The following is a 12,453-nucleotide window of genomic DNA, read 5'->3' as shown; positions in this document are numbered from 1 at the left end:
AACAAATTATTCGATGCGTTCCCACGGAATAAGATTATCCATAAGAACAGCCAGTAAAATTCCGACCAGTAAGCCGTTACTGAGCAGAGGACGAAGCGTTAATGGAAGGTCTTGCAGATACACAGGCGGTAATGCCATTAAAAATATGCCGACAAATAACGGCAATGCGAGTCGATAAATATTGCGAGCGGTAAACGTTATTTGCTGGCTAAACACCAGCGCGGAAAAGAGTAAAGGCAGATAAGAAACCAGCATGACCGCACTACTCACTGGTAAAGGGATACTGCAAAACAGTCGCGTGAGTGCCGGAACCAGTGCCACCAGCAGGCAAATAACGCTGCCATAAATAAACGAACGCCGCGAGTAATCGCCTGTCTGGGTTAATAAACCAATGGATGAAACAAACGGTGAAAATGGAATTACTGCCAGCGGCACGGTTATCAGTGTCATAAATCCGGTCGCCACAAAGCTGCGACGATAACGCGTATTCCCCGCGCCCTGCTGCGGATAAAAAACATCCGTGCCCCGAATCGCACCGTAGGTATTGCTGATATTTACCAGACCTGTAATCACCGCCGTCAGAATAATCCCCGGCGACAAAGCACCGCCACTGCCGAGCGGGAACCACTGCCAGTGCAACTCACCGGAGAGCGAATGCGAAGAAGGAAAGCAAAAGTACCACAACAACCAGCCAGTTATCGTGCCGACCAGCAGGCCGTAACGGGCAAAACGTTGTGGCAGGAAAATAATCATCGCCAGTACCAGGCACATCACCGCCACCGAGAGCGCGAACGGCGGTAATTGAATTTTAAAATTCGGGGCGGCTATGCCAAACGGCAGCCCGAGCATACCTTTGAAAAAGATAGTGGTCAGTTGCGCACCCAGCATCAACATAAACAAGACCATCACCGACGGCGTAAATAACCGTGCCAGGCGATGGCCTAATCCGCTAAAACCAATCAACATCGTCAGCACGCCGGAGAGCGCAATCCCCACCGCCAGACTGGTAGCGATATCGTTGATCGGTGTCCCGCGCGATGCTTCGCCAAGGGTGATAGTCAGGATGGTTCCCCACCACAGGCCGCCCGGCCCTTCCATAATAGCGCGACGATGACCGCAGAACGCCTGAGCGAAGCAGGCCAGTGCGGTAGCAAGAAAAGCATATTGCGTGAGCGTAAGCAGGCTACTTTGCGGCAACTGAAAAGCAGAAAGTAGCGTAGGAGGAACCACAACCGTGTTGCAAAAAATAAAGAAAAACCACTGGAATCCTGATAACAGGCTTTCGCGGCCCACTGCAAAATTGAACATAAACACACCTTAACCGGAGAATGCCCGCCACAAGGACGGGCATTGCAGGGCCAGATTACTGCTGATGTTTAAGGATAAATTGACCTTTCGGCGCAACAGGGAAGCCCTGTTCGATGTCGTAAATCACATCACCACGTAAGATGGTTTTCGTGATACGCGCGCCAATAGTACGGCCAACATACGGGCTGACTTTGTGGCGATATTCCAGATCGTCATTGGTAAGAACATAGCTGCTATTCGGCTGAATGAAGACGAAGTCGGCATCTTTTCCTGGGGCGATACGGCCTTTTTGCTGCAGACCGAAAATATCTGCTGCGTTAGTCGCCATTAATTTGCCGAACATTGGCAGAGACATTCCGCGTTTCTGTACCGCTTCATCGAACATCACGTCCATGCAGCTTTGCAGACCAGCGATACCGCCCCACGCTTTCATGATGTTACCGGCTTTCATTTCCGGCGGGCATGGAGAGTGGTCGGAAACCAGGCAGTCTATTTCACCGTTAAACAGTTTTTCCCACATGCCTTTCTGGTTTTCCAGATCGCGGATCGGCGGTGAACACTTCGCCAGAGTACCGATTTCTTCGAACTGATCGGTATCCAGCACAAAGTAATGCGGGCAGGATTCACAAGTAACATCCTGACCTTCCTGACGTGCACGAGTCACTTCCTCAACACCTTCCGGGCTGCTGACGTGGCAAACGTGCAGACGGCAACCAGCGACTTTCGCCAGGTACAGTACGCGGCGAATCGCTTCCACTTCGGTAAATACCGGACGCGAAGCCACATAGTCATGGGCAGTTACGCGACCTTCACGCTTCGCTTCTTCGCCCAGTGCGTCACAGATCAGCGCGTTTTCGCAGTGCACCAGCACTGGCTGGCCCAGTTCGCCCAGCTTCTGCGCGCCTTTGAAGAATTGCCAGTCATTGACGTCACGGAAGTCGTTGTCGATACCGCGATCGCCACAGGTCGCAACGAAGCATTTGAAACCGACAACACCCACTTCATCCAACTCATGCAGACGGTCAATGTTGTAAGACACCAGGCCACCGAGTTGTGCCGCATCGATAGTCAGCTTTCCTTTAGCGGCATCGAACTTCAGTTCAATTGAGGCGCGGTCAACCGTTGCAGGCAGCTGGTTGAGCGGCATTTCGATCATGGTGGTGATACCACCTTTTGCTGCTGCGCGAGTACCGGTTTCATAACCTTCCCAGTGGCTGCGACCCGGTTCAGAAATATGGGTGTGCGCATCAACCATGCCCGGCGAAACCACCAGACCAGACGCATCCATAACGTCTTTTGCATCGCCCAGATCCTGGCCGATAGCAGCAATTTTTCCGTCTTTAACGGCGATATCTACAACGCGAGCTTCGTTTTCTAAAATAACGGTGCCGTTTTTAATGATTAAATCAAAAGACATAACAAACTCCTTGTAAAATACAGATTGGTTTTTAACTCAATGTTCAATATCGTGATTAATTAACCTATGGTTTTTTGTTCTCCTGTTTTTTCTGCTGTTGTACGTTTCTTTAATAAGGCGTAGGCCGCAAAGGCGACGATGACGCCGACAAACCATGAAACACGTGATAACGGTTCCATAAAGGGAATAAACTTACCGCCAAGAGATAAAATAACGGCCACCAGAGTTACTGAAAACGCGGTGAGGTTAAAACCGTTATCGTAATATTTATAATCGCCAGGTGCGGTGTACAGTTCATCAAGATTAATTTGCCCACGCATCACCACAAAATAATGCGCCATCATCACACCAATTACCGGACCAAGCATTCCGCCGATAATATCGAGGAACAGATAAATACTGTCCTGATTTTCCATTAATTTCCACGGACAGATCAGCAGGCTGATAATACTGGCAATCAGTACGCCGTTTTTATAGGTCAGTTTCGTCGGTGCAATGGCGGCAATCTGATAACCAGCCGGAATAATATTACCGGTGGCGTTAGTAGAGATAGTCGTCATCAGAATAACCAGTACCGCAAAGAACGAGGCGAACAGGCTGTCCCAACGCTGAACAATATCCAGCACGTTCCAGGTGTCAGCGCCGTAATGAATACTGGCTCCGGCAATAATACATACCCCGGCGACCGCAAACAGAATATAGGCCACAACTAAACCCAGCGTTTGCCCCAGCGCCTGCTCACGAAACGAGTGGGCGTTTTGCGTAAAGTCGGATGCGCTCACCGCCGGTGCCGCCCAGACCGCAACCACCGCGTTTATCACCACCAGAAACAGGAAGCCACTGTTTTCTGCTTTCTGAATACCGCCCGGAATGTAGTCAAAGATTGGACCGATCCCGACCAGCGAAATCGCCCAAATCGCCATACCGCCGAAAACGATATAGATGCACGGGTTAAGAATGGCAGTGAATTTATTTAAAACTTTTCCGCCGCCAAAACCAATACCAACGTTAACCAGCCAGAAGAGTAAGAAAGTAATTAATCCCGGTAGAGAAAGGCCTAACAGCGTGAAATCGCCACCGAGAGTCAAAAATCCCGGCCAGATTTTGCCAATCAGAATCAAGCAGGCCAGTGACCCCGCGTAACATTGCAGGCCAAACCACATAATGGCAGCAATACCGCCTCTTAATAATCCGGGAAACAGTGCACCACGTACGCCGTAAGAAGCACGCAGGATCATGGCAAACGGTACGCCGTATTTACTGCCCGCAGCACCGTTTAATACCATTACCGCGGCAATGAAAAAGGCACTGAGGATAATTGCCAGCATAATACTAAAGGTAGACAAGCCGAGAATAAAAAAGCCGCCAACCATCACATAATTGGGAACGTTATGAACCGAACCCATCCATAAGGTAAAATAGTTAAATGTTTTCCAGGTCCGCTGACTTTGCGTTTTCGGCAGTAGATCTTCGCTATAGCCGCGTTGCTGGAATAGTTTTCTCTGATGTTCCATAAATCCCTCTTAATTTCACGTATCGAATAACGTTGTTTTAATCTAGCTATGAGGAACAAATAAAATAAAAATATTATTTTTAATACTGAAGCAACATCTTTGGCTGCTTTCTTTTTTTAATATTGCTGGCCGATTCATTTTCTGATATCGGCCATTTTTATTGCGGGTATCAGGCCAGTTTATGGTTAGCCATTAATTCCAGCGCCTGCACTAATGCAGAGTGATCCAACTGGCTGCCACCGTTTGCCGCACAGGTATTAAACAATTCCTGGCAGGTCGCGGTGTTTGGCAGGTTCAGCGCCAGTGCTTTCGCACTTTGCAGTGCCAGGTTGAGATCTTTCTGGTGCAGCGCAATTTTGAAACCTGGATTAAAGGTGCGTTTAATCATGCGCTCACCGTGAACTTCCAGAATACGTGAGGAAGCAAAGCCGCCCATCAGCGCCTGGCGCACACGTACCGGGTCCGCACCGGCTTTTGAAGCAAACAACAAGGCTTCAGAAACCGCTTCAATATTGAGCGCCACGATAATCTGATTTGCCACTTTGCAGGTTTGACCGTCGCCGTTACCGCCCACGAGAGTGATATTTTTACCGAGCAGTTCAAACAGCGGTTTTACACGTTCAAATACTGCTTCATCACCGCCAACCATAATCGATAACGTCCCTTCACGCGCGCCGATTTCACCGCCGGAGACTGGCGCATCGAGATAATCGCCGCCCAGTTCATTCACCTGACGAGCGAAACGTTTAGTTTCAATCGGGGAAATGGAGCTCATATCAACAATGGTTTTGCCCTTCAGCGAGGCTTTGGTACAACCATTTTCACCAAACAGAACGTCTTCAACCTGTGGCGTATCCGGCACCATAATAAAAATGATGTCCGATGCATCTGTTACCTGGCGCGCAGTTTCAACACTAACGGCGCCCAGTGACAGTAATTCATCAGCAACCGGACCAATGGTTGTGACATGCAGTTGATGACCGGCACGCGCCAGATTAATGGCCATCGGTGTACCCATAATGCCTAAGCCAATAAATCCCAGTTTCATAATTAACCTCTTTTAAATTTCGCTTTTCCTGAATTCAGACAACACGATCCCCTGCCAACTTAGCGGCCTAAAAAAGCATTGTCTGAATAGCGTTACGTTTTAACGGTACGGGTCCATCCAGCGTAAACCGGCTTCCGTGGTGGTTTGGGGTTTATATTCACAGCCAACCCAACCGTTGTAGTCAGAATTTTCAATTACCGTAAAGAGATATTCGTAATTAATTTCTCCGGTTCCCGGTTCGCCGCGATGCGGATTATCAGCAATTTGCAGGTGACCAATTTTATCGGCCCACTGAGTCATGGTATTGGTTAATTCACCTTCCATCCGCTGCATGTGATAAATGTCATACTGAATTTTCAAATTGCAGCAACCAACATCGTCAATCAGTTTCAGTGCCTGCCGGGTTCCGGTGAGATGAAAACCAGGAATATCAAAATGGTTAATAGGTTCAATCAGTAATAAAATATCTTCTTTCATCAGCATATTCGCAGCATAACGCAGGTTTTCTACAAGCGTTGTGTGAATCTGTTCACTGCTGAAACCAGTCGGTGTTTTACCGACCAGACAGTTAATTTTTTTATTACCCAGCGCACGAGCATAACGAATCGCTGCTGCTACGCCATCCCGAAACTCTTCTTCACGGCCAGGAATACAGGCAATACCCCGCTCGCCCGCCGCCCAGTCACCTGCCGGTAAATTGTGCAGCGTATGTTCAAGTTTATTACTCGCCAGCACCTGTTTTAATTCTTCAATGTCGTAGTCATAAGGGAACATAAATTCAACGCCGCGAAAACCACACTGCGCAGCTTTCTCAAAACGGGCGAGAAAATCATATTCACCAAATAACATCGATAAATTAGCAGAGAAACGTAACATTATTTATCTCCCTTATTCATAGTGCATGAAACAGGTTTCAGTCGGTGCATCCGCTGCGTTATCGGCGATATCTTCAAATTCCATGACGTTATCCAGTTCACTGCCCATCGAAATATTAGTCACACGCTCGAGAATAACTTCCACGACTACCGGTACCCGATATTGCGCCATTAAGATTTTCGCCTGTTCAAAGGCTGGTGCAATATCTTCCGGTTTGAAAACGCGAATTGCTTTACAACCTAAACCTTCCGCTACTTTTACGTGGTCGACGCCATAACCGTTCACTTCGCTGGAGTTAATATTTTCGAACGCGAGCTGTACGCAGTAATCCATATCAAAGGCACGTTGCGACTGGCGAATCAGACCCAGATAGGCGTTATTGACCAGTACATGGATGTACGGAATGTTGAACTGTGCGCCAACGGCTAATTCTTCAATCAGGAACTGGAAGTCGAAGTCACCGGAAATCGCCACCACATTGCGCTCTGGATCAGCGGCACAAACCCCCAGCGCCGCCGGAATCGTCCAGCCCAGCGGGCCTGCCTGCCCACAGTTGATCCAGTGGCGGTCTTTAAAGACATGCAGCATTTGTGCCGCAGCGATTTGTGACAGGCCAATGGTGGTGACATAACAAACATCGCGGCCAAAGGCTTTGTTCATCTCTTCATACACGCGCTGCGGTTTCACCGGCACGTTGTCGAAGTGGGTTTTGCGCAGCAAAGTGCGTTTGCGCTGCTGGCAGTCGGCGACCCACTCTTTACGACACGGCAGACGACCGGCTTTTTGCATCTCCTGCGCCACTTCAACCAGCAGCGTCAGCGCCGCTTTAGCATCAGAGACAATGCCAAGATCCGGACACAGCACGCGGCCAATTTGCGTCGGCTCAATATCGATATGAACGATTTTGCGCCCTTCGGTGTATTTCTCTACCGAACCGGTATGACGGTTAGCAAAACGGTTACCGATACCAAACACCATGTCGGACGCCAGCAACGTTGCATTACCGTAACGATGCGCGGTTTGCAGGCCCACCATCCCGGCCATCAGTTCATGATCGTCCGGGATACAGCCCCAGCCCATCAGCGTTGGGATCACCGGAATGCTGGTCAGTTCAGCAAACTGTTGTAACAGTACAGCTGCGTCAGCATTAATTACCCCGCCTCCGGCAACAATCACCGGACGTTCGGCCTGGATTAACATTTCTACAGCTTTTTCGATCTGCATACGGCTGGCAGCAGGTTTGTAGACCGGCAGCGGTTCGTACATATCAGGATCAAACTCGATTTCCGCAACCTGTACGTCGAACGGTAAATCCACCAGTACCGGACCCGGTCGACCAGAACGCATCAGGTGAAACGCCTGTTGCAGCACACGAGGCACCAGCGCCGCTTCACGAACTGTAACCGCCATTTTGCTGACCGGTTTAGCAATTGCTTCAATATCAACGGCCTGGAAATCTTCTTTATGCAGACGGGCGCGCGGAGCCTGGCCGGTAATACACAGAATAGGAATGGAATCAGCAGATGCGGAATAGAGCGCGGTGATCATGTCCGTGCCCGCAGGACCGGAAGTCCCCAGACATACGCCGATATTCCCTGCCGTTGCGCGGGTATAACCTTCCGCCATGTGCGAAGCACCTTCCACATGACGCGCCAGAATGTGACGAATACCGCCGTGCTTACGCATCGCTGAGTAGAACGGATTGATTGCAGCTCCCGGAACGCCGAAGGCGGTGGTGATACCTTCTTTCTCCAGCACATACATTGCCGCGTCAACGGCTCTCATTTTTGCCATTTTATTCCTACCTCTATTAATTGGAAAAATTTTCCAACTTTCAAATTTTGTCAAAAAAACCCGCTCCGCAGAGCGGGATACGACAGACACTATAGATGTGCTTTCAGTCCCAACGCCGTGCTGATATCGCGGGCGGTGTCTCTGACCAGCTCACCCTGACTGACAAAACGATCTTCTGTCAGTCTTGATGAAGGCCCGGAGATGGAGATAGCGGCAACAACACTACCTACATCATCGTAAATTGCTGAAGCTATGCAATTCAGGCCGACAACATGCTCTTCTTTATCTACGGTATAGCCCAGTTCACGCGCTTGTTCCAGGTCCTTCAGCAAGGTGGGCATATCCACAAGTGTCGTTGGCGTAAACTGCTGCAAACCGGTTTGCAGAATGATGCTCATCAACTCTTCTTCCGCCAGCGGATAAAGCAGCGCCTTGCCCGCTCCGGAAGCATGCAGCGGCAGACGACTGCCCAGCGGCGCACACATCCTGACCATCGATTTACACTCTAACTGACCAATTAATACCGCTTCATTGCCGTTACGGATCGCGACATTGACCGTTTCGCCGGAAAGTAACATCAGGCGGCGCATAAACGGCCCGGCGACGGAGAGGACATCGCGGTTATGGATGTACGCTGCACCGACGTTAAAGACACCTAATCCTATATGCCACCAGCCTAACTGATTGTCCTGATAGACAAAATCCGCTGCCTGTAAAACCTTCAGCAAGCGAAAGGTCGTGGAGAGCGGCAAATCCAGATTGAGAGAGATATCGCTAACCGACGAACTTCCCCCACTTTTTTCCAGATATTGCAGAATCGCAATTCCCCGCTCTAACGCCTGTGCGCCCTTCTGTGCTACAGGCTCCGCCTGTCCTGGCCTGCCGCGCCGTCTAACTTCCGTCATACCTACGTTAACTCCGACCTACAAATGAGCATAAACAATGAACAATTCGTTTATCTTATGCAAGTCGGTTGCAGGCGTCACGCAAAACAGAGTTCCTGTTCAGGAATACTTTCAACATCACAGTTGTCACTGCCGCCGCGATCGATGGTCAGAAAATCGGTGACGCGCTGCCAGGCGAAAAGTGGGTGATGCCAGACGTTACGATGGTAATTCACTCCCTGTTCGCCATTGGTAATAAACGCCCGCAGGGTTGACAGGTCTGGTTTGTCGTCACCTAACGCCACCACCACCACAAACACTTCACCTTTCATCGGGATAAACGCCTGTGTACCCAGCGGATGACGTTCGAGTTCGTGAATGGTCAGCGGCAGATTCGCCGGTTGCGCGCGGTTAATGCTGATAAGCGTACGGTCTTGCTCAAGAATCTCAACCAGCGCCAAATCGTGGTAACGCTCCACCAGTCCATTGTTAATATGGAAAAAATCCCGTTTCTGCGTTTCGATTACGTCGCCATAAGCACTAAAGGCTTCCTGACTTAACGGTAATACCTGAAGTTTCATCTTTTTGTCCTTGTAACATAATTCCGTTCAACCACCGCCGACCGGTCAGCTTGGTTTCAATAACAGGCAATCTAAAACCTTAAGAGAACAACATCAACACAAAAGTTGGAATATTTTTCCAAAACTAGATTTAGTCCACAAATTGAACAGGGTTATCATGTAAAAATACTGATAAATCAGAGGATAAGAAAATCACGCAACTTGCGGATTTAAAAGGGGATACCTGAAGATGTTCGATCCAGAAACCTTGCGGACTTTCATTGCGGTTGCTGAAACAGGTAGTTTTTCAAAAGCGGCAGAACGATTATGTAAAACCACGGCGACGATCAGTTATCGCATTAAACTTCTGGAAGAGAATACCGGAGTGGCGCTGTTTTTCCGCACGACTCGCAGCGTGACGTTGACGGCGGCTGGCGAGCATCTACTTTGTCAGGCCAGAGACTGGCTGAGCTGGCTGGAAAGTATGCCCAGCGAGTTACAACAGGTGAATGATGGCGTGGAACGCCAGGTGAATATCGTCATCAACAACCTGCTCTATAACCCCCAGGCCGTTGCCAGGCTGCTGGCGTGGCTAAATGAACGTTACCCGTTTACCCAATTTCACATCTCCCGACAAATCTATATGGGCGTCTGGGACTCGCTATTGTACGAAGGTTTTTCACTGGCTATCGGCGTCACGGGAACCGAGGCGCTGGCAAATACCTTTAGTCTTGATCCCTTAGGATCGGTGCAATGGCGCTTTGTCATGGCGGCGGATCATCCGCTGGCGAACGTTGAAGAGCCGCTAACAGAAGCACAGTTGCGGCGCTTTCCGGCGGTCAATATTGAAGACAGCGCCCGCACCTTAACCAAACGCGTCGCCTGGCGATTGCCGGGGCAAAAAGAGATTATTGTTCCCGATATGGAAACGAAAATCGCCGCCCATCTGGCGGGCGTTGGCATTGGTTTTTTGCCAAAATCACTTTGCCAGTCAATGCTCGATAATCAACAACTGGTCAGCCGGGTAATCCCAACGATGCGCCCTCCTTCGCCATTGAGTCTGGCATGGCGCAAATTTGGCAGCGGCAAAGCGGTAGAAGATATTGTGACCTTGTTTACCCAGCGCAGGCCGGAAATCAGCGGATTTTTAGAAATTTTCGGCAACCCACGCAGTTAAAAATCAAGTTTCCTTGCGCGTTGGCGCGTAAAATAGCGCGCAAGCTGATTTGAGGTTCACTTTTTACTATGCAAGAGAGACACACGGAACAGGACTATCGTGCCCTGCTGATTGCTGATACGCCCATTATTGATGTTCGCGCCCCCATCGAGTTTGAGCAAGGCGCAATGCCCGCCGCTATCAACCTGCCGTTAATGAATAACGATGAACGCGCCGCCGTTGGCATCTGCTATAAACAGCAAGGGTCAGACGCGGCGCTGGCACTGGGGCATAAACTGGTGGCGGGTGAAATTCGTCAGCAGCGCATGGACGCCTGGCGGGCAGCGTGCCTGCAAAATCCGCACGGTATTCTCTGCTGCGCCCGTGGCGGTCAGCGCTCACATATTGTGCAAAGCTGGTTGCATGACGCGGGGATTGATTATCCGCTGGTGGAAGGCGGTTATAAGGCACTGCGCCAGACCGCGATTCAGGCGACTATTGAACTGGCACAAAAACCGATAGTGCTGATTGGCGGTTGTACCGGCAGCGGTAAAACGCTGTTAGTGCAGCAACAGCCGAACGGTGTTGATCTGGAAGGGTTGGCGCGTCATCGCGGTTCGGCGTTTGGTCGCACCTTACAACCACAACTTAGCCAGGCGAGTTTTGAAAACATGCTGGCTGCCGAAATGCTAAAAACCGACGCCCATCAGGATTTGCGCCTGTGGGTGCTGGAAGATGAAAGCCGGATGATCGGTTCGAATCACCTGCCGGAATGTCTGCGCGAACGAATGACTCAGGCGACGATTGCGGTGGTAGAAGATCCGTTTGAGATCCGTCTTGAACGCCTGAACGAAGAATATTTCTTGCGTATGCATCATGATTTTACCCACGCTTATGGCGACGAACAGGGCTGGCAGGAGTATTGCGAATACCTGCATCACGGGCTTTCGGCGATTAAACGTCGGCTGGGACTACAACGCTATAACGAACTGGCTGCAAGGCTGGATGCGGCGCTGACAACGCAACTCACCACCGGCAGCACCGACGGTCATCTGGCCTGGCTGGTGCCGTTACTTGAAGAATATTACGACCCGATGTATCGCTATCAGCTTGAGAAAAAAGCGGAAAAAGTTGTCTTTCGCGGTGAGTGGGCGGAAGTGGCGGAATGGGTTAAGACTTATGCCTGTGGTTATTAACCCACAAAAATGCTTTTCCGTTCCTCTTTAATAAATTGTGCAACTGGTTAACTACCAGTTGCCATAGGGATATTTTTTATCTTTGATAAAGTTTTTTGTACTTTCCGGATAAGAATACCCATGTTTATAGGCACTTCGGCCGTTACACATTTCCATTTTTTCACCTGAAACCGTTTCTATCAGAATCTGCTTATCCGTCAGGCGAATATTGGGCTTGTCAGGTTTCTCCAGCCACACTCCTATTTTCCCTTCCGGAGCCAGCCCGATTAACAGATACCGCAGATAATACTTTTCACTGCCACCGCCAGGTGGTGAATAAGGTGTGAGCATCAATTTCCAGACGTCTCCCGCCAGCGTTATCCAGGTTTCATACTCTTTTTTATCAATCACTGAATCCCAGCAGAAATGGATAGACATAGGGGGATTTTTGGCTTTATTGAATGCCGTCATTCCACCACTAAGATTTTCCTGCCATTGTCCTATTGTTGTTGAGACAGGGATAGTGCTATCCAGAGTTCTGAACTGATAATAGATGCCATCGGTATCTAATAATTCCACATAGGTAACTTGTGCTGGTAGGGAATTAGGGTAAAAAAAATTGAAATACCATTCATCATAGGGTGCAAGCAGTGATATTTTTTCTTTCGCTGCTGTCTGGACTGATCCGGCTATCATTAACGCAATGGTTAATCTATAAATT

The 12,453-nt window shown here is 49.5% G+C and carries 11 protein-coding genes; 2 read left to right on the top strand and 9 right to left on the bottom strand.

The features are described from left to right. Positions 1-6: 6 nt before the first annotated feature. The 8 genes from ACJHX4_RS01555 to allA form a co-directional block, all read right to left on the bottom strand. A complete protein-coding gene (locus tag ACJHX4_RS01555; protein WP_001295839.1) occupies positions 7-1,308 on the bottom strand; it encodes a uracil/xanthine transporter in 1,302 nt (433 codons plus the stop codon). Positions 1,309-1,363: 55 nt separating this feature from the next. After that, a complete protein-coding gene (gene allB, locus ACJHX4_RS01550) occupies positions 1,364-2,725 on the bottom strand; it encodes an allantoinase AllB (RefSeq protein ID WP_000006873.1) in 1,362 nt (453 codons plus the stop codon). A 59-nt stretch (positions 2,726-2,784) separates the two neighbouring features. Next, entirely contained in the window at positions 2,785-4,239 is a 1,455-nt protein-coding gene (locus ACJHX4_RS01545) for an allantoin transporter (protein WP_000401115.1), read from the bottom strand. 169 nt (positions 4,240-4,408) lie between these two features. Further along, entirely contained in the window at positions 4,409-5,287 is an 879-nt protein-coding gene (gene glxR, locus ACJHX4_RS01540; RefSeq protein WP_000765828.1) for a 2-hydroxy-3-oxopropionate reductase, read from the bottom strand. 99 nt (positions 5,288-5,386) lie between these two features. Beyond that, the gene (gene hyi, locus ACJHX4_RS01535) at positions 5,387-6,163 is read right to left on the bottom strand and encodes a hydroxypyruvate isomerase (protein ID WP_000943566.1); all 777 of its coding nucleotides are present in this window, start codon (positions 6,161-6,163) and stop codon (positions 5,387-5,389) included. 12 nt (positions 6,164-6,175) lie between these two features. Further along, positions 6,176-7,957 carry a glyoxylate carboligase gene (gcl, locus tag ACJHX4_RS01530; RefSeq protein WP_001295838.1) on the bottom strand — a complete coding sequence of 594 codons (1,782 nt, stop codon included), beginning with the start codon at positions 7,955-7,957 and terminating at the stop codon, positions 6,176-6,178. An 89-nt stretch (positions 7,958-8,046) separates the two neighbouring features. Beyond that, positions 8,047-8,862, bottom strand: a complete 816-nt coding sequence (gene allR, locus ACJHX4_RS01525) for an HTH-type transcriptional repressor AllR (protein ID WP_000141269.1) — start codon at positions 8,860-8,862, stop codon at positions 8,047-8,049. Positions 8,863-8,939: 77 nt separating this feature from the next. Next, positions 8,940-9,422, bottom strand: coding sequence for an ureidoglycolate lyase (gene allA / locus ACJHX4_RS01520; protein WP_000776372.1), 483 nt, complete (start codon positions 9,420-9,422; stop codon positions 8,940-8,942). Positions 9,423-9,651: 229 nt separating this feature from the next. On the opposite strand from allA, the gene allS reads away from it, so the two are divergent. Continuing rightward, entirely contained in the window at positions 9,652-10,578 is a 927-nt protein-coding gene (gene allS, locus ACJHX4_RS01515; RefSeq protein WP_000460119.1) for an HTH-type transcriptional activator AllS, read from the top strand. Between the two features lie 68 nt (positions 10,579-10,646). Continuing rightward, positions 10,647-11,753, top strand: a complete 1,107-nt coding sequence (gene mnmH / locus ACJHX4_RS01510; protein ID WP_001157954.1) for a tRNA 2-selenouridine(34) synthase MnmH — start codon at positions 10,647-10,649, stop codon at positions 11,751-11,753. A 51-nt stretch (positions 11,754-11,804) separates the two neighbouring features. Here mnmH and ACJHX4_RS01505 read toward each other — a convergent pair whose 3' ends face one another. Next, on the bottom strand, positions 11,805-12,428 hold the full coding sequence (locus ACJHX4_RS01505; RefSeq protein WP_059323208.1) for a DUF2931 family protein: 624 nt from the start codon (positions 12,426-12,428) through the stop codon (positions 11,805-11,807). Positions 12,429-12,453 lie beyond the last annotated feature (25 nt).

It is taken from the genome of Escherichia sp. WS2035, assembly GCF_046487065.1.
Classification (GTDB): Bacteria; Pseudomonadota; Gammaproteobacteria; order Enterobacterales; family Enterobacteriaceae; genus Escherichia; species Escherichia coli.
This window is presented reverse-complemented; position numbering and strand designations above follow the sequence as displayed.

Bases quoted from the DNA above. Each gene is read 5' to 3' on its own strand.
- ACJHX4_RS01555 (WP_001295839.1), bottom strand. From the start codon at position 1,308: ATGTTCAATTTTGCAGTGGGCCGCGAAAGCCTGTTATCAGGATTCCAG.
- allB (WP_000006873.1), bottom strand. From the start codon at position 2,725: ATGTCTTTTGATTTAATCATTAAAAACGGCACCGTTATTTTAGAAAAC.
- ACJHX4_RS01545 (WP_000401115.1), bottom strand. From the start codon at position 4,239: ATGGAACATCAGAGAAAACTATTCCAGCAACGCGGCTATAGCGAAGAT.
- glxR (WP_000765828.1), bottom strand. From the start codon at position 5,287: ATGAAACTGGGATTTATTGGCTTAGGCATTATGGGTACACCGATGGCC.
- hyi (WP_000943566.1), bottom strand. From the start codon at position 6,163: ATGTTACGTTTCTCTGCTAATTTATCGATGTTATTTGGTGAATATGAT.
- gcl (WP_001295838.1), bottom strand. From the start codon at position 7,957: ATGGCAAAAATGAGAGCCGTTGACGCGGCAATGTATGTGCTGGAGAAA.
- allR (WP_000141269.1), bottom strand. From the start codon at position 8,862: ATGACGGAAGTTAGACGGCGCGGCAGGCCAGGACAGGCGGAGCCTGTA.
- allA (WP_000776372.1), bottom strand. From the start codon at position 9,422: ATGAAACTTCAGGTATTACCGTTAAGTCAGGAAGCCTTTAGTGCTTAT.
- allS (WP_000460119.1), top strand. From the start codon at position 9,652: ATGTTCGATCCAGAAACCTTGCGGACTTTCATTGCGGTTGCTGAAACA.
- mnmH (WP_001157954.1), top strand. From the start codon at position 10,647: ATGCAAGAGAGACACACGGAACAGGACTATCGTGCCCTGCTGATTGCT.
- ACJHX4_RS01505 (WP_059323208.1), bottom strand. From the start codon at position 12,428: ATGATAGCCGGATCAGTCCAGACAGCAGCGAAAGAAAAAATATCACTG.